Below are 23088 nucleotides of genomic sequence, written 5' to 3'. Positions count from 1 at the left end.
ATTTCACGATTTTAGCAGTAGTGATTCTAATTGGTGTCGGTGTTCCTATTCGGAATAAACTCATCCATAAATATCGAGAAGAAAAAAAGAAAAGAGACGAGTCCAATAAGGATCGTTGAAGCCAATTTGACCGGGAGATAAAATGAAACAAAAAATATTTATAATCGAAGACGACCCGTTAATACGGAACGAACTGAATATCTTGCTGCAAAGCAACGGTTATGAAACAGCAGCACCGGAGTTTTTTTCGAATATGATTGGCCGGATCAAAGCCGAACAGCCACATTTGATTTTGCTGGATATTAAACTGCCGGGAATCAGCGGTTTTTCTCTCTGTACTCAAATCCGCACCTTTTCTGATGTACCGATCATTTTTGTGACAAGCTGCAATACCGATATGGATGAACTCAACAGCATTATGCTTGGCGGCGACGCTTTCATCACTAAACCTTATAACACGGCAATTCTGCTTGCTAAAATTGCATCACTGCTCAAGCGGGCTTATCCGTCACAGCAAAACGAACAGTTGACTTATGGTGGTGCGATTCTGCATCTGGAATCCAGCAGTTTGGAATACGGAGGACGGAGAGTGGATCTGACAAAAAATGAGTTGAAAATCCTTTACTACCTGTTCAAAAATGCGGGTAAAATTTGTTCTCGCGGCGACATTGTCGAATTTTTGTGGGATAACCAGCTGTATGTAGATGACAACGCTTTGAGCGTCAACATCAATCGTATCCGTGAGAAGCTGACAGGTATTGGCTTAAAAGATTTTATTAAAACGAAGCATCGGCAGGGGTACACACTATGAACAGAAAACTGTATTGGAAAAACAGATTGCCCTTTTTGCTGACGAATCTGGTTTGTATGATCGCGCTCACCGTGTTCCTATTTGTGATCGGTAATTCTCTGTCCGCTGTTCTGCTGATCCTTATTGCATGGATTGTGATTGTATCGGTAGGACTGGGTTTTACTTATTGGAAACGAAAACGACAGATGCAAAGGCTCCTGGACATGACTGGACAGCTCTCAGAACGCTATCTGATTTCCGAAGTGATGGAGTTACCAGAACAGGCAGAGGATCAGGTCTATTATCGGATTTTGAAAATGGCCGGGAAGTCTATGCTGGAGCAGATCAGTGAAGTTAAGCGGGAACGTCTGGAATACAGGGAGTACATCGAACAGTGGATTCATGAGATTAAAACGCCCATCACCGCTATGAAGCTGCTGTGTGAAAACCACAGGACAGACTGGACAAAAGAACTTCTGCTGGAATTGGAAAAGACCACCCGCTTCACCGAACAGGCTCTTTACTACGCCCGCAGCGAGCATACGGAAAAAGATTACTCTGTTCGGGAAATGGCACTGTCCAATGTGGTGCATCAGGCGATTGCGGATAACAAATACTTGCTGCTTCAAAATGGTATTCATCTGGAAGTGGAGGAAATGCAGGATACAGTTTATTCCGATGAAAAATGGGTGCGGTTCATTCTGAATCAGTTAATTGCCAATGCAGTCAAGTACCGTTCTGAGCAGCCGATTCTCCACTTTTCTGCCAGCAGGCAGCAGGATCAGGTGGTCCTTGTGGTGGAGGACAATGGGATTGGAATTCCCTCCGCTGACTTGCCGCGTATTTTCGAAAAGGGATTTACCGGGCAGAATGGGCGCACTGTTCAGCAATCAACTGGAATTGGCCTGTACCTGTGCAAACGGCTCTGTGAAAAGCTGGGTATCGGCATTATAGCGGATTCATCGGACCACGGCACAGCCATTTCCCTTTCATTTCACATTAACTGTCTGATCCAAGAAGTGCAGGGCTGAAGTTCTGCACTTCTTACATTTTTGTTAGAATTTCGTAAGAAAATTTGATACAAACAATGTTTGCACTATTTTATAATAGAAGTCAGAGGTGATGACATTATGAAAGAAGTTTTGAAGCTGGATCATATCAAGAAGTATTATGGGAATGGTGGAACTATCACAAAGGCGATAGAGGACATCAGCTTCTCCGTTCAGGCAGGGGAATTTGTGGGGATCATGGGCGCGTCCGGTTCCGGCAAGACTACCTTACTCAACTGCATTTCCACCATTGATACAGTCAGTGCGGGACATATTTATTTGGATGGAACCGATGTGACCGAGATCAATGAAAAGGAGATTGCCCGGTTTCGCCGGGAAAATCTCGGATTCGTGTTTCAGGACTTTAACCTGCTGGATACATTGACCATCAGTGAAAACATTGCCCTGGCACTGACCATCAACCAGGTTCCCGCGGGCGAGATTGACGGTCGGGTGAGGGAAATGGCCGTAAAACTGAACATCACGGATATTCTGGACAAATACCCCTATCAAGTGTCCGGCGGCCAGAAACAGCGGTGTGCCTGCGCCAGGGCAATCATCAACCAGCCCAAACTAATTTTGGCGGATGAGCCCACCGGCGCTTTGGACAGCCACTCGTCCCAAATGCTGCTTTCCACCATTCAGAGCATCAACGAAACGCTCGGGGCAACAATATTGATGGTGACGCACGACGCCTTTTCTGCAAGCTACGCCAACCGTATCCTCTTTTTGCGTGACGGTGCGATTTTTACAGAGATTCTCAAAGGTGGCGATTCTCGCAGGACTTTCTTTGAAAAGATTCTGGATGTCCTCACCATGATGGGAGGGGGAGTGAGCGATGTACGCTAAACTGGTTTTCCGAAATGCCAGACGTTCTGTCAAAGACTATCTGATCTATATTGTGACCATGACGATCTGTGTCATGCTCTTTTATTCGTTCCTGTCCATCTCCAGCAGTTACTATCAGCCGGATATTGGCAGCGAATACGATTTTACGATATTGAGTGATGGAATGAAGATAGCGATCTGCGTGATTACTCTATTTCTGTTGTTTCTGATACGGTTTGTCAACAACTATATGCTGCGGCGCAGGCAAAAAGAATTTGCAGTACAGGCCATCATGGGGATGGAGCAGAAAACCATTGCAGGGCTTTTCTTTGCAGAAACCTTTGTCATGGGAATGATTTCGATAGCCGCCGGAATCATTCTCGGTGTGTTCTGTTCACAGTTTATTACAGCAATGCTGCTGACCTCTTACGGGAAAAGCTACGAACTTGCATGGACACTGTTCCCGGATACAGTTGTTCTGACGGTTGGTTTCTTTGTTCTGAGCTTTCTTGCGGTAGGGCTGTTCAACACACGCACCATACGGAAAACCAAACTTATAGATATGCTTGCGGCAGACCGGAAAAATGATCCCGAACTGAAAAAGAGCCGCTGGATTATAGTTACAGCTCTTATATTTGAGCTGTTCACGATATGGATGCTTGTAACAGGAGTTCAGAAAGTCTGGTTTTATTATGACAGCCGTTTTGCTGCGCCGGTTCAGATCATGTTCTGGGGCAACATTATTATACCGGCAGTTGCTTTACTCTGGTCTGTATTATGGCTTATCAGGAAGAAAAAAACAGGTTTTCCCCAATTTATTTTTGGACTGATGATCTGCGCTGCCCTGAACGTCTGCACAGCAGCTGGAGTACCGTCTTTGGTCAATCAATATTATCTTCCGTTGGGGGCAGGTACAGTCAACCAATACATGTTATTCATTCTGGCTGATTTAGTTTTTTTCATTTGCTCATTGATTTATCTTGCCAGCAGCTTCATTGTTGCGTGGAAAGAAAAGTCGCCGGAGCATAGATACAAAGGCGAAAATTTGTTCTTTTTCGGACAGGTTGTATCGAAACTGAATACCACCAGTAAGACCATGACGCTTATAAGCATAACTTTAGTGCTTGCGATTTTTATGTTTATCGCTGCGCCTGTTTTGGTTGGCTGGGCCTCGGGGTATCTGGATATACGGTCAATGTATGATGTGCAGATTTCTTCCAGATACAATGATGTATACAGTGAAGAAGATCTTCCCCGTGATAATTATGAGATTGTCACAGACTATCTTGCGGAACACGGCATTAAGGCGGATTATGACTGTACATTCAACATTTATCTTCCGAAGAGAGAGGACTTTCACAATCGAATAAAATATGACTTCCCTGTTGCAGCGATTTCATTGAGTGATTATAACATGATCCGGGAAATGTTAGGGTATGAGCAAATTTCTCTGTCTGAAAACGAGTTCACGACGCAATGGCAGACAATCGCTTCTGAGGAAGAGCGGGAGAGTTTTTTGGCAAGTCATACCAGCGTAATGACAGACGCCGGAGAATTGACTCTTTCCGGGCAGCCGTATTATGAGGAAGCAATCGGAGAGACCGTTTATAATTCTTACACGAATATCCTCTATGTATTTCCGGACAGCGTTTGTGAAAAGCTACTTCCGGTTATGAGGAACCGCTATATCACTACGTCTGAAGATATTTCCTATGAAAACGCCCGTGAGTTGGAACAGGCTTTTGCAGACGAGTATCCGGAGATTACGGATACTGGCGTCAGCTACACAATCCGCTTAAGTACCCTGCAGATCAACAGCACAAAGGCAAATAACTTTGTCTTGCAGGCTTCTTTACTTTACGGAGCTGTCGTCCTGATGGTGATCTGCCTTACAATACTGTCCCTGCAGCAGCTTTTGGACGCAAGTAAGTACAAATACCGTTTTTCCGTACTGCGAAAGATTGGAGTTGACGAACAGAAGATAGGGAAACTTGTGCTGAAGCAATTAGGCGTCTGGTTTGGCATTCCGATCCTTGTGGCAGTCACTGTTTCCGCGATTGTACTTACTTACTTTATTCAAACTGTATCCGCAGAAATTTCAGCTTATATTGGCTTTGGCACATTGATGATACAAATCGGCATAACGGCAGGTATTCTTGCTTTGCTGCTGCTTTGCTATTTCATCAGCACATGGATTCTGTTCCAACGTTCCATTTGCGGCAGCTCCAGCATTTTAAAGTGAGGAGGGGATATGCGATGTACTGGAAATTGGCCGCCAAAAATATCCGCAGGAGCCTGCGGGATTATATCATCTACTTTGTGACGCTTACACTGACCGCGGCGTTGATGTATTCCTTCTTGACGCTGGGATTCTCACCAGACATTCTCGCCATGACAGAAAATATGTCAATGCTTACCACGGGCATTTTGATACTTTCGGTATTAATCGCCTTCATGTCCTCATTTGTCATCGGATATGCCATTCGGTTTATGCTGGGTCAACGAAAAAAAGAATTTGCCGCCTATGAACTGATGGGCATGGAGGTGAAAACCGTCCGCAATCTGTTTTTGGTGGAAAACGGCATAATTGGCGGAGTGGCTTTTTTGCTGGGGACTTTGGCCGGAACCGGGCTATCCGGGCTATTGAATCAGGTGGTCCAGAATATTTTTGAGATTCCGCACACCTACCGGGTCTTGTTTTCTTTACGCGCGTGGGGAATGACCTTGTTTTTCTTCATCTTGATGTATGGATTCGGAATGTTTCGCGCCGCAAAGGTCATCCGGCGACAGAAAGTGATTGATCTGCTTTATGATAATCAAAAAAACGAGGAAATCCGTTTTCAGTCTTTGCATCGAAGTATCCTGACCGGTTTGCTCTCCGTCGCCGCTATGGTTATTGGTGTGATTCTGCTGGAAAAAGGACTTCATATTCAGACCAATGAAGCATTGTTGTACGGTGGCGGTGCCTGTCTGCTGATTCTTGTAGGTGTTTATGAGCTGCACCGGAAGATCCCAATCTTGCTGTACCAATTCGCGAAACGGAGCCCGCACCGGAAATATCGAGAAGAAAACCTGTTTTTCCTGGGGCAGATCGGCAGGCGTATTCAATCTTCCGGGCGCACAATGGCTGTTGTGGCAATCTTGCTGACGATTTCCCTTGCAACAATGTTTGTGGGGTTGACGATGGGCGCAGGCTATAAAGCCAACATGGAGGCGTATTATCCCTATGACACCGGAGTCGCTATTGACGCGCCATTGACAAAAAATAGCATGGATTCCGTCCTCTCCTTTGTAGAGGCGCGCTGCAATGTGGAGGACAGCGTAACCTATTACTTGTATGCAGTCCCCGATGAAGCCATTGAAGCCTTGGCCTTGTCTGACTATAACCACTTGCGGGAGATTTTGGGGCTTTCTCCTGTTTCCATAGACAGCAGCGAATTTTTCGTTCACTGTGATACATGGAACTATATGGATGACATTCGGCAGAGATTGGAACAGCAGCCGGAAATTACATTGAACGGCCAGACTTTGACCGTAGCGGAAACGCCGATCCTGACTGAACCGATGGAACAGTATCAAATGGCTGGAACAAATGGGTATGTGCTTGTCCTGCCGGGTGAAGCAGTTTCCCAGCTATCAGGGGAGAAAATCCGTCTGGTAATGAAGCTGGAGGATGGCGGATACCCGGAGTTGAGAAGCGAACTAAGACAATTTTTGAACAGCGGTACATGGCTGCCAGACATCCAACCCGGACAGGAACTGCCGGAAAGGGTGACGATGGGGGTAACGGTAAAGGCGTGGGGTATTGCCAATTCACTGACTGGATTCACAACAATCTCTTTCTGCGGGCTGTATTTGAGCATCATCTTCATTATACTTTCCTGCTCGGTGCTGGCTTTTGAGCAGCTTTCCGCCATAGATAAAAATCAAAAAAATTATGCTGTAATTGACCGGATGGGCGTATCAGCCCAGAAGCAGGCTTCCCTGGTTCGCAAGGAATTATCCACTGTGTTCCTGATCCCACTTTTCTTTCCAATTGTTCTTACCAACCTGCTGATTGTAGGGACACAGTTCATCTTCGGGGAAGCAATTTTGCAGGAGGGACTTGTAATACTCTACGGTGTAATAACGATTCTGTTGTTCTGCACCATATACTTGACCTATTTTGGCGCAACGATGTTCCTATTCAAAAAAGTTATTCTTCGGCCTAGAATGAGATAAGAAAATAGATTATATTTTATACTGGAGATATTTATAAATTGCAAAATTATTTTAAGGCAGGCCTGTAACCTGCCGCAACGGAATGGGCTGGTCTGCCTTGTGCGGATTGGCCCATTTGGACTAAAAGGGAGGGGCTATATGTGTAGCTCCTAACTACCATTTAGACGAACATAGACATAAAAACAGTTCCCATTGTGAACTGATTTCAGGGAATAATCCAACTTAAATAAAGAGGCGTACCTGAACCTCAAGAGCAAAACAACCAGACGCATCTGGTATTGATGCCGGGAATGCCTTATAAAATCAAATTTATTGTAACACGAAAACGTAGAAGTATAAATCACTTTCATTACCTTTTTGTGCCGCCGATTGGAAGGCTGCGGAATGGAGATTTTTATGAACGGAAACAAGAATATAATCATACTTTCAGAAAAAATAGGATTATACCATGTGCTTACCAAGTGCTTCGCCCCGAAATACCGCATTTGCAGGTATGGGCATGATGAATGGGGCAGGAAAAGTAGAGAACTCCCAGTTTTACAAAAGGACACAATACTCTTTGTCATCGAAACGGAAAATGAGACTCTGGACACCCTGCATCAGATTAAGAAGATACGGTTAGGAGCGTTTGCTGGGCTGATCCTGGTCGTTTCAGACGCAGAGGACCGGGAACGGCAGATCCGCGAAAAGGTTTCCTTTATTCACGCGGGCGCGGACGAATATCTGGCATATCCTCAGACACAGGAGGAGATTTTGGTAAGTATAGAGGCCTTGGTAAGACGGTGCGAGAAAAAAGGCTTTTTTTCTGTCAAGGTAGGAGGCAGCTCCATTTCAATCATCCCGCAAAAGCGGGAGGTTCTGTTGGAGGGAAAAACGATAGCTTTTACAAAGCTGGAGTTTAAAATCCTGAAATATCTGATCCTGCATCTGAATCAGGTAGTCCCCCATAAAGAGCTTTATGAGGCGGTCTGGGGAAAAGAGTATCTCAAAGACGATGAGAATATCATGGCCCACATACACCGGATCCGTAAGAAGATGGGAGATGATTTGGGAAAACCAAAATATATTCAGAATATATATGGCATCGGGTATCTCATGGAAGGGGAATAGCCGTAAAAGCCGCTTCTATATAGAACAGGTGAAGCAGCTCAAGCATTTTACGGATAGAGATTTGTCTTTTTTGTATGACATAGATGCGGGCCGCAGGAAAAAAAGGATAACGAAAGGCAGACGGAATGAGGATATTTTTGAGGATATGCAGCAGAAAATAGGGTGTTCCTTTATTTCGGACCTAAAATTTATGAAAAATATGAAAGAGCAGGTTTTATGGGAGATGCACTGTCTTCGCCTGGAAGAATTTTCCCATTATGTTTTCGGGGTGGGTTTTGAAAAGGTAAAAGAGCTGCTAAAAAAGTAGCACCCTCCGACGGACGTTCCTTTATAGCTGGATAGCCAGATGTTATCTGGATCAGGGTACTGGTTCTGGAATGCTGGAAGAAACGATGCGAGAATTCAATGTAAAGAAACAACATATAGTTAGAATTGAGTTGACGAACACAATATCCTGTGCTAATATGAAAATGAAATTTGTATTTGTATTCATCAGCAGATGAGTAAAAAGGTTTCGTTCCGGTAGGGTCCGGAAGATAAGTATGAGGAATCTGATATTCCTGGCTGAGAGGGATCGTGTGCCATTTAGAATGACTTCTAAATGGCCTTTTTTTGTTCCCATAAAAGATACAGATACAAAAAGGATACGGTGAAGGGGGTGAAGGACAAAGTGGAAAGATAAAGCATGGGAATCATAGGGAACAGACAGGATCAGAAAGGGAAGTACGTTTGCAGGGCATTTAGAATGAGTGATTCTAAATGCTATTTTTTTGCAGAACACCTAAAACAGGAGGATGGCAAATGAACAAATCTATCTTTATGGGACGCTTGATAAGAGATCCGGAAATCCGGTATTCGCAGACGGATAACGGTGAAATGGCAGTAGCCATATTCCGCATCGCAGTAGACCGGAAGTTTGTCCGGCGGGACGGGGTGAAAGCGGATTTTATTACCTGTTCAGCGTTCGGGAGGCTTGCAGAGTTCGTGGAACAGTATCTTTTGCAGGGCCTGAAAGTAATCGTGACCGGAAGGATGGAGAATGATAATTACACGAACCGGAACGGGGAAAAAGTATATGGCATGCGGCTGATGGCAGAAGACATCGAATTTGCGGAGAGCAAAAAGGCGATGGAGGAACGGATGCAGGCAGAGCAAGACGCCCAGAATGGAAGAAACAGCGCGGGGCGGTCTAAAAGACCGGGTTCAGCGAGCAGGGATCAGAGCGGCGCAAACAGCCGGCCAGCAAGAAGCGGAGACCGCAGGGAACCGGCATACGAAGAAGACTATGAAAGAGAACATGAAGAAAGGACAGCATCGGCCAGGGGAGCAAACGCCAGGGCCGGGGCAAACAGCAGAACCGGAAATGGCAGAAGGAACGCTGGAGGCAGAGCGGCTGCATCCAGGAACAGTTCGAGGCAAAGCAGGGACATTGATGAAGAGTACATGGATATGAATGAGGTAGATGAGGAACTGGATTTCGATTAATCCGGACATTTATCGGGAAACAGAAAGGAAGACGGGATGAATGATTTCGAAGGATGGATGAAAAAGAATAAGGAGCTATGTGTGGCAACAGGGATATTCGGACTGCTGGTTTCGCCATTTTTATGGCCGTTTTTCATTGCGGTCCTGTTTCAGTCTTTATCTCTGGCCGGCCCCATTATACTGGCATGGTGGATCATCCAACAGCCGTGGAAAACAAAGGAGGAGAAAGGTGAAGAAACGCATAACCAAAAACAGTGCAGTGAAAACAAGGATGCCGCAAAACAAAATCCCAAGGCCGAGGATGCCAATGCTCCGTCAGAGAATGGGAAGGAACAGGCAGCGGAACCGGTAAGAACGAAACCGAAGGAATCGGAAAAGAAGATGCCGGACGAAGGGGACTGTCTTGCGGTCTCCTGGTATCAAAATGAGGGCAGGGAACGGTTCCTGCAAATGAAAAGCAGGCTTGACCTGGAAGGGATCAGGGAATTTTCAATCAGCCGGGAAGGGATCTGCTCTGTGCGAAGAGGGGAGCAGTTCCAGCGGATCGCGGTCCTTCGCGGTTATCCGGGAGAGAAGATTCTTGCGGCAAAGGCAGAACTAAAACAAGATGGTTTTTCCATCCGGCCAGGCAGGAAATATGTCTGGGTATCTTGGAATAAAGGGGGAATCAGGTATGCTTTGTAGGCCGGTACAGAGGATCTATTACAATTCCGGGAATGGATACACGGTCGCTGATTATCAAACCCAGGAAGAGCTTCCAAAGCAGGTTGTGACGAAGCAGAAAGGGTACTACGGCTTGTTCCGGGCGGTTGGAGTGGAACTGCCGAATGACGAAGGGCTTGAAGTGGAACTGACAGGAGAGTGGAAGGAAAGGAAATATGGATGGCAGTATGAGGTTTCCTGCTTTCATGTCCATATACCTACAACGGAGGAAGGGATCAAGGCATACCTTTCTTCGACTCTCATCAAAGGAATCGGCCCGGTTACCGCGGAGCATATTGTAGAAAAATTCGGAAAGAAAACCCTATACGTACTGGAAAACCAGCCGGAAGAGCTTCTGAAAATACGGGGGATTACAGAAAGCAAGCTGGAGGAGATTTTAAAAGGCTACCAGAGAAGTACCGGTATGCGTGACCTGATGGTACACTTGGCTCCGTTTGGGATCACTCCAAGGAAGATTGCGCTGATTCAGGAGCATTTCGGTTCCGCGGCGGTTAGTATTGTCAGGGAAAATCCCTTCCGGCTGTGTGAGGTGAAAGGGTTTGGGTTCCTGACCGTGGATCCGATTGCTGTGAAGGCCAAAAACTTTAAAGCCGATGATCCCCTGCGGATCAAAGCCGCGATCGAGCATGTCATGGCTGAGGCAGAGGGGGAAGGGCATCTGTTTTTGAATAAGCAGGAGATCCTAAACCGCGCAGGACAGCTTTTGAACCACAGGAAGGCGCCGGGAACCGTATCAGACCGGGCAATCAAGGACGCTGGAAATGAAATGATCCATAAGGACAGGAAGCTGGTCTGCTACGACGGAGCTTTCTATACAACGAGAGCTTTTAAGGCAGAGCTTGGCGCTGCAGCTATGCTGGTAAAGTTAAGCCTTCAGCAGAACATGTCCGTGAATATTGACCGGATTTTAAGAAGCGTGCAGCAAAGGGAGAAGCTGATCCTGAATGCAAAACAGCAGGAGGCCATCCAAATGGTGTTCCGGCATCCGGTTTCTATCATCACAGGCGGACCGGGGCGTGGAAAAACCACAATTATCCGGTTTATCATTGCCATCCAGGAAGAATTAAATAAGGAAGCGATGATTTTACTGTGCGCGCCAACCGGAAGGGCAAGGCAGAGGATGTATGAAACCACGGGATATCCCGCGCTGACCATCCATAAAGCGGTAGGCTTGACAGGAGAAACCGGGGAGGAAGAGTGGAACCATCTGGCAACTATGCCGGAAGACTTAATCATTGTAGATGAAACCAGTATGGTGGATATGTTCCTTGCGGATAAGCTGTTTTCCTGTGTGAAAACGGGGGCAAGGCTGGTGATGGTAGGGGATAAAGACCAGATCGAATCCGTGGGACCAGGAAACGTATTCAAAGAAATGATCGATTCAGGTGTGATCCCGGTTACGATACTGGATGAATGCTTCCGCCAGGAAGGGGATTCCACGATCATTTCCAATGCCGATAAGATCAACCGAAACCAGTTAAACTTAACGTTTGATGATACGTTCCGATTTTACCCAGCAGCAGATGCCAAGGATGCGGCTGCCAAAATCCGTGAGATCTACGAGAAGGAGCTGAAGGAGAATAAAGGCGGGACGGATGACGTGCAGGTGCTGTCTCCTCTGCGAAAGGACACGGAAGCTGGCTCAGATGCTTTGAACGCCATGCTCCGTGAAATTGTGAACCCGAAACGGCGGGGGTATCCGGAAGCCGCCAATGGGAAGGTCACTTTCCGGCAGAACGATAAAGTGATGCAGACAAAGAACAATGACGAGGTATCCAATGGGGACGTGGGAAGCGTGCTGAATATTTATCAGGAGGAAGGCACGACCAAGATGCGCGTGGATTTTGGAAATGGCCGGATCATGAAATATGAAGGGGAGGACTACTGGCCCCTTACCCATGCCTATGCCATGTCTGTCCATAAATCCCAGGGAAGCGAATACCCTGTGGTAATCCTGCCTATGCTGCCCTGTTTCAGGAGGATGCTGCGCCGGAACATTTTTTATACGGCGGTGACAAGAGCAAAGAAAAAGGTGCTGATCGTCGGCAGCAAACGTGCAATCGCCCAGGCCATCCGGACGGACTTCACAGCACGGAGGAATACCCGGTTTGCGCAGCAGATCCGCAGGATTATGCAGGAAGTGCAAAAGCAGGGAGAGAAGACGGCTTAAAGGAGAGAAAAGATGGGATTGATTTGGGAAAAGAAACTGAAGCAGATCACAAAGGAATTACAGGATAGCAAAAGGATGCTGAACCAGGAGCGTACGAAAAGAGAAGAAGAGGCAAGGGAGCATCAGGAGCTGGAAATCCGGGCTTGGGAAACGGAGCGGAGACTCCGCCAGTACCAGGAGCGTGAGAGACGCATCCGGGATATGTTCAAATATGAGTATTGGAAGAGAATCAGCCCTCTATATTCTATGGAGTTAACGGATTTAAGGAAAAGCGTCCGGCCGGATACGTTGTTCTATTCCCAAGAGGAAAAAAGCTGGGGCGTCGCAGTGTGCTATTGCTACCAGTGCAGGGAAGTGCTTGAAGCACAGTATTTTTCAAGCGAACTGGAAGCGCTCCGGTATATGGCAATCAAACAAATACTCGGAATATCCCCAGAATTTGATACCTGCATGGAATGCTACCAAAACCATATGAAAGCGTGCGCGTAAAAGAGTTTCCCCGGCCCTGTGCCGGGGAAGAGTTTTACAGGGTTGGGAAAGAAGGTGCGAAATTTTTGAATCCAAAAGCCTTGTATGCGTATTATGAAAGACATCCTGAGTTGGAAGACGTCTATTTAAAACAAGACCGTATGTTTCGCAAACGTGAGAAGGAATTATGGGACGCTGTATCAGGGTTGGAGCCTTTGATTAAGACGCTTGGAAAGGATGCCTGGCTGAAATTTGACCAGGTGCTCACAGCCCATAACCGCTGTGAAGAACGGGCCTTACGGGTCATGTATGTCAAAGGCGCCTTGGATATGGCAGATAAAATGACAGGACAAAGAAAAGGAGGAGGAAGATGCCGGAGGTTCGGTTCTATGACGCATGGACGATGCAGCTGCCTCTGCCGCAGCCTTTTGAAGAGCTGCTTACAAAGCAGAAAAAGAAGCGGATCAGCTGCCAGGAAAAGGATTGCTCTATCCATAATAAGAGGAGCCAGGGAAAGTCAGCAAAGCTTCATCCGCCGACACTCTCCGCGATCCTGGGCCTGATAGCCATTCAGGAAGGAGACGCTTTGGGGGCGTGCGGGATGCAGAAGCATGACCCGGTCTATTACTGCATGCTTGAATATGAAAAGCCGGAAGGGACCATCCTGCTGATCTACAACCGCGCAAACGGAAGGTTTCTGGGCCAGAGGATTCAGGCAGATACCAAACAGCGGCTTCTGGCGATTGGGAGCGGAAAGAGCACAGGGGAGGAATTCCTTGCGCTGCTTGTCTACGCAAGCACGGTCCCATCCGGCCTTTATGATGGGGAATTTGCGGAAAACTTTGAACTGCTGAAATGGCAGTATGAAAACGGATGGAAGGAACCAAAGGAGGCGCTTCACGCCGCCTATATTTGCTGTGACAATCTCTACCGGAGGCTGACTGCGCCGCCGGAAGAGGCGATTCCGCTGGAACGGACACAGCTGTGTGCGGAAACGGGCGTGGATTTCCTGTCAAATTTTAAGATCGGGATTGGGATGTATGCCCCGGATGATTATATTTGGGGGAATTTCCAGTACCTTACCGTGAGCAAGCCGGGAAAGAGGAACCGCACCATTGCGGATATGAGGAAACTCTATGACTGTGGATGGGAGGTTGCGGCAGGTTCCATGGATAAGATTCCGACACTTCCGGAAACGTACCAGGTGAGTGAGGATGTGGAGGAGATCCTTCAGCGGATCGTGGACACGCCGTCAAGGCTGTTCATGCTGACGGGGCCGGCCGGCGTCGGTAAGACCACGGACGTGAAGATCATCGCGCAGGTTTTGGGCCTCCCATACTATGTATTTACCTGTGGGCCGGATACAGATGAGCTTTCCCTGCTGGCAAGCACGGTGCCAAATATGCGTTCAGCTCCGGAAATGGACAGAACGATCACGTTCCCAACACTGAAAGAGCTGGTGGCTGACCCGGCGATGGCTTTAGCAAAGGCAGGAGAGCCTTTGCGGGAAGGAATCGGTGCAATGGAGGCTTATCGGCTGCTTTGGGAGACAGCATACCAAAAAGGGTACCATAAAGCGAAATCGGAAAAAGATTTTGTTTTAAAAGAATCCGAGATCGTAAAGGCCTGCCGGGAACCCTGTGTCCTGGAAATCCAGGAGCCGGCCACGATTGAAAAGCCGGGAACGCTGGTCCGTCTGAACTCCCTGTTTGACGAGGGCGCCTGCACGGACCTGATGAATGGGGAAACACTGATCCGCCATCCCAATGCGGTCATTATCATGACTACGAACCTGACCTATGCCGGCTGCCAGGAGTTCAATGCTTCTGTGGTTTCCAGAATGTCCCTGGTACAGCATCGGGAGGATTTGTCCGCAAGAGCAATGATGCAGCGTGTTGTAGAGCGGACCGGGTTTTCCGATGAGGAGATCCTGCCATTCATGGTCTCTACGGTGCAAAAAATCCGGGAATATTTGGAAAACGAGGATCTGCAGGGAGGCATTTGCGGGTACCGGGAACTGGAAAGCTGGGTGTGGAGCTATATGACGACGGGAGACCTTTTAAAATCCGTGAAAAACACCGTGATCAGTAAAGCAGCCTTGCTGGCCGAGGACCGGAAAATCTTGATGGATACCTTTGTCATGCCGCATTTTTGCGCCTACGAGGAGGAGAAAAATGACGGGATACAGAGAAAATAGCGGTTACCGGTTTAGGGTGTCGGCGAAACTGGATGAAATATGCCCAGAGGATGTGTTTCAGAAACCGTCCTATGAACATCTGCTGCGCTCCTTAGCCAGGGAATTAACCGGCGGCCAGCTCTCCATTGTCCGGCTGTACAAAAATCCAAAAGATAACCGGCTGGGCTGGTGCGACGGAAGGGCTGTCTGGATCAACCTTGGCAACCAGGTAACGAATAGCTTCCCGACCTTATCCTTGAAAAATGTAAGCCTGATTGGGATCCTGGGCCATGAATGCGGGCATAAACGGTATTCGGATTTTGACCTGCTGGGAAAATACCTGAAAGGCTTCAGGAAAGGGATCTGGTATCCCCATCCGCCCCGGGCAGAAACGGAAGCGGAGGCAGAGGACCTAAAGATAATGCGGGAATACTTTGAAAAGAAAGACAAAAATGCCTTAGGACTCATGATGCAGGTCGCATCCTACTTGAATAATCTGCTGGAGGACGTCTACGTGGAGGAGCGGATGTGCGCCAAGTTTCCTGGGAGCATCAAAAGGGGAATCCTGATGAACCGGAGCCGGAATGTGGAAGAGATCCCGACTTTGCGTGAACTGCTTCAGGAGAATGAGGACGCGGTCACCGTCTTGATGAACCTTTGCGGCCAGTATGCCTTGTCCGGGCGCATCAATAACTGGGATGGAGAGGAAAGTGAGCTTCTGGGTACCATAAAGGAGCTTGCCCCGATCATCCAGAAGGCGGTCCGGGAGGAAGCGCCCAGCGCAAGGTTTCTGGCAGCCAACCGGATCCTTCTGAAAATATGGAAATATCTCTATGACATCATCCAAAAGCTGGAAGAGGAACACGCGAAACGTTCAAAGGAGCCAGGGGAAGCAACGAAAGAAGCAGAAGAACCCGGAGAGGGGGAAGCTGCGGATGAACAGCCGGACGGCACCTCGGAAAACCAGGAAAGCGGCACAGGAGCACAGGATTCCGGAAATAAAAGCCGCGAAGGGGAAGGGACGAAAAAGGAAGAAAGCGAGCCGCAGATGAGTGGGGCAATGCGGAAGTATCTGATCCATTTGGTGACGCATATCCCGCAGTTTTCGGAGACGGACCCCAAAGAGCCAGTTTTTGAAAGAACACCGGAGAATGTGGAATGGACAGGCACATGGGAAACAGACGAAAAGGGAGACGCCGGATGGCAGCAATCCGAGGAACCTAATGGAGCGGTTCCAAAAGAGAAAAAGGAGGGTGCGTTCCCTGTTATGCTGCAGGTGGATGCGGAGACAACATTCCGTGAACTCCTATGGCAGATGGCAGAGGAGAAGGTCAGAGACGAGATGGACCAGGAACTGTCGCATCGCCTTTTGCAGGATCTGCTTTCCATAGAAACGTCAGAATTTGACCCTGGCCATAAGCGCATAAAAAAAGAAATATGCCGCAACAGCTGGATTTCAGAACCGGAAAAAAGGCAGCTTGCCAGCTATGAGGATAAGATAAGGGAGACGCAGAAGCGGTTAAGAGCAGCGCTGCTGCCAATTCTGCGAAATCAGAAGACAAGGACGGAACGCCGCCTCTTCATGGGGAAGAAACTGGATATGAGAAGTATTGCGGATCCACAGGGAGCGGTATTCAGAAAAGAACGCCGGGGAAAGAAGACAGACCTTGCCCTGGCTGTACTGCTGGATCTGTCGGAGTCTATGACAGGCAAGCGGATGGAACAGTCCAAGTTGGCAGCGCTCTGTCTGTATGAGTTCTGCCAAAAGGCAGGAATCCCCATTGCGGTGTATGGACACCACACGGATGGATACTTTCATAGGGCGCTGGAGGAGGAAACCGTTTACCTGCATTGTTGCGCGGAGTTTATACCGGATAAAAACGACCGGTACCGGATTGCCGCCCTGCGGCCGGATGGAGCGAACCGTGACGGCGTGGCCTTATGGTTTATGGGAAAACGGCTTTTGGGGCGTCCCGAAAAGCAAAAGCTCCTGGTCCTTATCAGCGATGGCCTGCCAAACTCCAACCAGTATCGGGGAGAGAAGGCAGTCGCGGATTTAAAGGATATAAAGAAGGAGCTGTCAAGGAAGGGGGTTTTATTTCTGGCAGGCGCGATCGGATCGGATAAAGAGAGAATCCGGGAAATCTATCAGGAAGCATTTCTGGATCTGTCCGACCTGGAAAAACTGCCGGTACTTTTGATGAAACAGGTTCTGAAGTATATCAGGAGGGATTAGGATGGAAGGCGAAAGAAGAGGGAACACAAAAGGACAGGAAACGTCAAAGCAGATTGGGGTTTATAAGACGAATACCAGTCTCCTGGAATTAAATAACTGTATGCGCCCGGCATCTCGTCTGATGCCCTGGCATATTCATGCGGAAGGGCGTAAGGATGAGGGCGGGTATTCCCTGATCCGGGCCGTTATGGTGGACTACAAGGAACGGGAAAACAGCGTCAGCGTTTACGCCAATCTGGCTCCGGAGCTTGTAAAGTATCTGTATGCGCAGATGCAGCTTGGCGTGAAAGAATTTTCTTTCTTCCAGCAAAAAATTTTCCGGGGAGAAAACAGGAGAAGTGGGGAAGGGATTGTGACCTGCTTTTCCATCAGCCGCCATGTCGCGGATAGCGCAGGACGGGCAAGGAGGATGCCCTGGAGCGTGGAGATCCAGAATGGGACCGGACGGATCGCCCACAACCGAAATGGCGGGCAGTTCTGTGAAAAGGATTCCTACCGAAAAGAAAAAGCGGTTTCGGTAAGCCTGAAGGACGAAGATGTTTTTATGCTCTTTGCCCGCGCCAACGCAGTGATCTGTGCCTTTGAGCAAGATTCTCTGTTTCGCAGAAGGAATGCCCAGAATTTTCAGAAGCTGTATCAGATGGTGGAAAAACTGATTTTAACCGGAGCAGGGGCAAAGGATGCCAAAAAGGACGCTGCCTGAGAAAGAAGGAGGAACTATGAGGAAGAGAAAATGCGGGAAGGAATGGCTCCTGAGGGGAAGAACGTTTCTCGGATGGCAGACCGGCTATGTGATCGGGATGGAATCCCACCGGTATTATGCCGGGGTGCAGGCAGGGAAAATTCGCTGCCGCCCTTTGTGGGGCGCCAGGTATTTTGCCACAAGAAAGCAGGCGGAACAGACCGTATACCGTACCCTTGGATATGCTGGTATGCAGGTACGGCTTTTCCATGTCTGCTATACCCTGGTGGAGGCAGAAACCCTGGAGCAGAGATGGAAGCTGTACCGGGAGGGCGGACGCCCGCTGAAGTTTTTGACCTATCGGGAAGCGCTAAGGTACCAGAAGGAGCGGGATTTGTATAAAGATTACACCGTTGAGCTTTATGCATTCCGGGAAAAGGAAATACGCCTGGCGGCATGAGTGCGTGAGCGGAAGGGGCTTTCCATGCCCCTTCCCAAAACAGGAGGAAACTTATGGAATGGAACTTGTTTGATGCGTGGATCGACGTGCCCCTTTACGGTCAGATGAAATATTTGATCTACGAAACGTGCAAAAAGGAAGACCGTTATACCTTGCTGACGGAGAATGACCGGTCAGATCTGTTTACAGATCAGCCGAAAAAGGGCATGGATGAAGCATACCATCTTTCTTACCCCGGCGAAGCGCTGGAACGGCTGGGAGAACGGATGGAGGTGACAGAGCGGCAGCAGCGGGCGCTCGCCCTTGCGCTGGCACGGACAAAAAGTCTGCAGGAAGAGCGTATGTTTGTAGGGAACCAGCTGCCTAACTTCCTTGGGAAATTAAAACGCCAGCTTCACGGGGACAAACTTTTTATGCTGGGGTTCCAATGCCTGATGGATGGAACCGAAAGGAAAGAAGCCTATGAGGGGCTCCTGGGGTATCCATATAGGGAACTGCGGGAGATCCTGTTTGCCCTGTCCATCCTTCCGGAGGATGACCAGCTGTGGCAGGCTGTGTGCCAAAAATTGAATGCCCTGCTCGGAAACGAACGGGATATATCTGTTTTTGAGAATGCAGGGGTTTATGTGTGGCTGGCAAGGCAGGTCTGCTTTCATCAGCGGATGAGGGTTTACCGGAAAAAGGATATGGATGTGCTGAAATATGTGCTGCGCCTGCCTTTTTTAAATGTCTTGGGGAAACAGGACACGGTACTGAAAAAGCTGACGGGGAATGGATATGCTGTAGAAGAACTGTCGTACTTAAACAGCCTGATGATCCGGGAGGTCCGGTTTCCGGACAGTATTTTTCCAGGGTCTATCACAGGTGAGAAGATTGCGGTGGAAACCTGCCGGCGCTTTCTGGGATCGGACAAAGTTTATCCGCGGCAGGCATATGAATTGTGCAGCTGTTTGTGTGAGGCTTATAAGGAATTTCGGATTAAGCTAAACGGAAACCAGGGAATCCTGGATGCCCTGATAGGGCAGGTAAAAGTAAAAACGCCGGAGGCTTTCCGAACCCTGTATCCGTATATTTCCGGAAAACCAAAGTTTGCCCAGTGGAAAATCTTTGATTTGACAGATCCGAAGTGGGATGGGCTGCATACCTGGCTTCCGGAAACGGAGTATGAGGAATGTGTGACCGAAAGCCTGCTGGCGGAGGAAGAGGCTGATAAGCTTGCCAGAGCGCTGAAGCGTTACCAGGAATTGACGGGGAAGGATTATACGGAACAGTTCTGGAAAACGAGTGTGTATAAGATAAGCCAGGTATTCCGGCATCTGGCAGACCTGGACGCGCTGCCGGCAGAAGCGCTGATGGAAGCGTTTTTGAAGGAATACCAGGAAAAAGACGGGGAATTTGAGAATAAATGGAAGAATATGGCCTGGTATTTACAGGAATATGCAAAGAAGATCCACTCCCACAAAGCGTTCCAGGTGCTGAAGCTTTACGTTGAGCGCCTTGGGGTGGTGGATATTCCCAAACTGTTTTCCTTCGGGGAGATAGTAAAGAGCTGCTTTATGATCCGGTACCGGAACTGCTATGCAGACGCTGAAAAGCTTGATATTGTCAGGCCGTTTTTGACAGAGCAGGAACATCAGCAGCTTTTTTACTGGATAGAGGAGTATCAATTCCGGCATAACACAGAGAAGTATCTGAAATTTCTGGGAGATACCCTTCTGAATGAGGAGACCCGCTCCTGGCTTCCATGGGAAGATGCCAGAGAAATCTACTTTGCGTTAAGAAAAAGTAAAATGGCTGCGGAGACGGAACACAGACTCAGGGAGCTTTATCTTACGGAACCGGAGCAGACCGCGCTTCGACAGAAAGAGGAGGAGGAAAACAGAAGAAAGAAAGGAAAAGAGAAATGGGAGAGAGTAAAAAAAATAAAAAAGGAATTTACAAAGGTTGTGGCAAAGAACCGCCTCAAACAAGGATTGTTCAAACGAATTTCCGATTTTCTTGCAGTGTCTTATTATTATAGGAAGGAAACGGCTGAAATCGCAGCCGGCTATTTAAAGGACGCAAAGACGGGAATCTGTCTATTCGATGACGAAGACCTGGCTGAGCTGATGAAGCTTCTTATACAGCTGCACAGGTATGGGGAAATGGATTTGGAAACATTAAAACAGTGCATAGGAAAGGCAGAGGTGAAAGAATGCGAGAAGGAATGCAGGGAAGAATCCGAGAAAGAGTCTGTGCATGCGTGAAGCAGCATATCCAGACGGTAAGCAGCCTGGAAGGATCGTTTCTGCCGTATCACTTTGTAGAGGAGTACGGGGAAGACCGGTGCCGGGAGCTCTGCGGCACCATCGAAGACTATGGGGTGGCAGGGAGCATCCAGAAGCTGTCAGAAGAGGGAAAAAGATACCTGATGGAGGATCCGGATTTTCTTGGCTCCCTGAAACAGATCCGGATGGAAGGAGGGAAAAACACGTATTGGCGCATGGACCGGCTGCTTTCCCGGGCACGGGGAGATTGTCTGTCTAAGCTGGACTATGGGGACATCCGGGAGGTTTTGGTGGATGAAACAATTTCGGCGGATCTTCAATATCCATACCTGAACTATTTCATGCCGGAGCATTTAGCGGGTGAAGAAAAAGAGCGGGTACTTGCCGGACTGGAAAAATTCCAAAGGGAAATCCGCATTAAGCTTTCCGAACTCTCCCAAAAGGAGCGTAAGCTGATCGGCCATCCCCTGTTTGTGACCGGGCTGCTGGATGGTCTGCTCAACCAGGAAAGCACATGGGAAATGCTGACGTGGCCGGGGGTATTGCCCCTGCTGGAAAAAATATACAGCATAGACCCCAGACAGAGGTTATGGGACACCCAGTTCCATCAGATCGTGGAAGCGGCGGAGGAAATCCAGGCGCTGCTGGAACAGGTACTTCCCTGCTTTGAGGAAGAACAGCAGGTGTTGCTGATCAGACGCTGGATGGAGAACGAGAGACTGCTCTATGACCTGAAATGCCTGGCAAGGATGCTTCCGGATATGGGAAAGAAGGAAAAAGAAGAGCTTTTGGGAAGCCGGGCTGCTTATGTGCTGACTCTGTATGAGATCAGGCTGGACAACATCCATTTAGAGGAATTGAGCACCGGACAGACACAGGTATTGATTTACGCAGTCCTTTCCGGTAAAAAGCATTTCTTAAATCTGATTAATGAGCACAGTGATGCGTTCCGGAAACTGGGATATTTTTCCTTGCTGCTTGACCCGTATGTATATCGGAGGTTCTTAAATTTAAACACGGTGAATGAAAAGAACCTGCGGGACGCGGCAGGACTGCCGACCATCCATGACAGGTGCAGGCAGTACTTGAAACGTCCCAGCTATACCTTTGAAGAACTCCGGACACTGACGACCAGGGATCCCGTTTATTTCCGCTTGTATGGCTTGCTTACGAACGAAAGGAGTGATGACCGTCTGCGGGTGCTGAAGGAGCTGCTGAAGCGGGAAGCGCTCCCATCCAGAATGGATGAGGAGAAGCTGGAAGCGCTGGCGGCACGCTTATCGGCAAAGCCACTGTCCGGATGGATGGGAAACGAGCTGGGGCATATCAGGGAACTGAAAACCGATACGGCCATAGAGCTGCTGACGGATTGGGAATTGTATAAAAGCTATATTCCGAATCTTGTCAATGGCAGACAGGCAGCTTACCTGATCCGAAACCAGGATCTGCTGCCAAAATACAAAACGTTTGGAGAACTGCAGGAGCACCTGATTGAAGAAGATCTGAACTGGGCATGGCTGAGGAAATATCTTGGGATCACCGATGCATTTGTAAAGCAGCATGAAAGGGCAGTGTATCAGTTCGTGTCCTGGGGAGATGCGCAGATCGTTTATGAATTCTGCCAGGGAATGGGACAAAAACTGGAAGAAGTGCGCCGGCTTTTGACAGCCCATCTGATGGGAGAATTTGAGAAGGTCAAATACTACAGGGGAGACTTGGAAAAAGAGATCTCTTACCCAGTCGGTCAGAGGACGGAAGAACTTTGGAAAAAGAACCGGTCAAGGAAGGAGGGAAGATACCGGGCGTGGGAGGAGGACCGTTTTATCCCATTGCTGCAGATCGGGGAGATACCGAGGGCAACCTGCCTCTCTTACCGGGATGGGGAGTATAAGGAATGCCTGCTGTCCTGCTTTGACGCAAATAAAAAGGTGATCTATCTGGAAGAGGATGGGAAAATTGTATTCCGGGCTATGCTCCGTTTAACCAAAGGGTCAAGCGATAGGAAACCAATGAAAAAGAAGAAGGTTGAGTTTGCTGATTTGACCCGGGAAGAGGAGCGGGAAGGCACGGCTCCTGCAAAAGAAGATCTGATCCTGTTTTTGGAACGTCCCTATATAAGCGGACTTAGCACAAGCAGGGAAGAAAACGCAGTATCCTGCGTATACCATCTGGTGCAGGAAAAAGCCGGGGAGCTTGGCGCACGTCTGATTATCAGCAAAGACTATGATAGATATGACGTGTTTGCAAGATACCAGTGCAAAAACTATTATGTGTATATCTCTGCTTCGAAAAACGGGGAGCAGTACCTGGACAGCTTGGGCGGTATGGCAGCGGTAAGCAGTTCCGGCTCTTATGAGAGCGGTGCTTTTCTCCTGCCTGGGAGAGCAGAGGCGGACGCTGCGTAGAAAATTCTCTGTGCAAAA

16 protein-coding genes are annotated in these 23088 nt (G+C 48.4%); all 16 read left to right on the top strand.

Translation table 11 applies throughout. The annotated features are described in order from the left end of the window. Positions 1–142 precede the first annotated feature (142 nt). Positions 143–811: a response regulator transcription factor gene (locus tag B5G33_RS13655; RefSeq protein ID WP_087418043.1), complete on the top strand. Its 669-nt coding sequence runs from the start codon at positions 143–145 to the stop codon at positions 809–811. Further along, the gene (locus B5G33_RS13650) at positions 808–1821 is read left to right on the top strand and encodes a sensor histidine kinase (protein ID WP_087418042.1); all 1014 of its coding nucleotides are present in this window, start codon (positions 808–810) and stop codon (positions 1819–1821) included. Before B5G33_RS13655 ends, B5G33_RS13650 begins: the two co-directional genes overlap by 4 nt. A gap of 99 nt (positions 1822–1920) precedes the next feature. Then, complete coding sequence (locus B5G33_RS13645) at positions 1921–2688, top strand: ABC transporter ATP-binding protein (RefSeq protein ID WP_087418041.1); 768 nt, start codon at positions 1921–1923, stop codon at positions 2686–2688. Then, the gene (locus B5G33_RS13640) at positions 2678–4909 is read left to right on the top strand and encodes an FtsX-like permease family protein (RefSeq protein WP_087418040.1); all 2232 of its coding nucleotides are present in this window, start codon (positions 2678–2680) and stop codon (positions 4907–4909) included. The genes B5G33_RS13645 and B5G33_RS13640 overlap by 11 nt, the downstream gene beginning before the upstream one ends. Positions 4910–4923: 14 nt before the next feature. Then, positions 4924–6888, top strand: a complete 1965-nt coding sequence (locus B5G33_RS13635; protein WP_087418039.1) for an ABC transporter permease — start codon at positions 4924–4926, stop codon at positions 6886–6888. 396 nt (positions 6889–7284) lie between these two features. After that, complete coding sequence (locus tag B5G33_RS13630) at positions 7285–7998, top strand: response regulator transcription factor (RefSeq protein WP_158229625.1); 714 nt, start codon at positions 7285–7287, stop codon at positions 7996–7998. Positions 7999–8799: 801 nt separating this feature from the next. Next, positions 8800–9483: a single-stranded DNA-binding protein gene (locus B5G33_RS13620; protein WP_087418036.1), complete on the top strand. Its 684-nt coding sequence runs from the start codon at positions 8800–8802 to the stop codon at positions 9481–9483. A gap of 36 nt (positions 9484–9519) precedes the next feature. Further along, a complete protein-coding gene (locus tag B5G33_RS13615; RefSeq protein WP_087418035.1) occupies positions 9520–10167 on the top strand; it encodes a hypothetical protein in 648 nt (215 codons plus the stop codon). Continuing rightward, positions 10157–12376 (top strand): SF1B family DNA helicase RecD2, encoded by a 2220-nt coding sequence (gene recD2, locus B5G33_RS13610; protein ID WP_087418034.1) that lies wholly within the window; start codon positions 10157–10159, stop codon positions 12374–12376. Before B5G33_RS13615 ends, recD2 begins: the two co-directional genes overlap by 11 nt. A 12-nt stretch (positions 12377–12388) precedes the next feature. Then, the gene (locus tag B5G33_RS13605; RefSeq protein ID WP_087418033.1) at positions 12389–12865 is read left to right on the top strand and encodes a hypothetical protein; all 477 of its coding nucleotides are present in this window, start codon (positions 12389–12391) and stop codon (positions 12863–12865) included. A gap of 349 nt (positions 12866–13214) precedes the next feature. Next, a complete protein-coding gene (locus tag B5G33_RS13600; protein ID WP_087418032.1) occupies positions 13215–15041 on the top strand; it encodes a hypothetical protein in 1827 nt (608 codons plus the stop codon). After that, a complete protein-coding gene (locus tag B5G33_RS13595) occupies positions 15019–17256 on the top strand; it encodes a cobaltochelatase CobT-related protein (RefSeq protein WP_087418031.1) in 2238 nt (745 codons plus the stop codon). Before B5G33_RS13600 ends, B5G33_RS13595 begins: the two co-directional genes overlap by 23 nt. Position 17257: 1 nt before the next feature. Beyond that, the gene (locus B5G33_RS13590) at positions 17258–17959 is read left to right on the top strand and encodes a hypothetical protein (RefSeq protein ID WP_087418030.1); all 702 of its coding nucleotides are present in this window, start codon (positions 17258–17260) and stop codon (positions 17957–17959) included. A gap of 16 nt (positions 17960–17975) precedes the next feature. After that, entirely contained in the window at positions 17976–18398 is a 423-nt protein-coding gene (locus tag B5G33_RS13585) for a hypothetical protein (protein WP_143276530.1), read from the top strand. A 53-nt stretch (positions 18399–18451) separates the two neighbouring features. Beyond that, the gene (locus tag B5G33_RS13580; protein WP_087418028.1) at positions 18452–20644 is read left to right on the top strand and encodes a hypothetical protein; all 2193 of its coding nucleotides are present in this window, start codon (positions 18452–18454) and stop codon (positions 20642–20644) included. Continuing rightward, a complete protein-coding gene (locus B5G33_RS13575) occupies positions 20593–23070 on the top strand; it encodes a hypothetical protein (protein ID WP_087418027.1) in 2478 nt (825 codons plus the stop codon). Before B5G33_RS13580 ends, B5G33_RS13575 begins: the two co-directional genes overlap by 52 nt. The last annotated feature ends 18 nt before the right edge of the window (positions 23071–23088 follow it).

Origin of the sequence: Blautia sp. An81, assembly GCF_002161285.1 — a bacterium.
Taxonomy (GTDB): domain Bacteria; phylum Bacillota; class Clostridia; order Lachnospirales; family Lachnospiraceae; genus Blautia; species Blautia ornithocaccae.
Note: the sequence above shows the minus strand (reverse complement) of the source record. Positions and strands in the feature narration are given on the sequence as shown.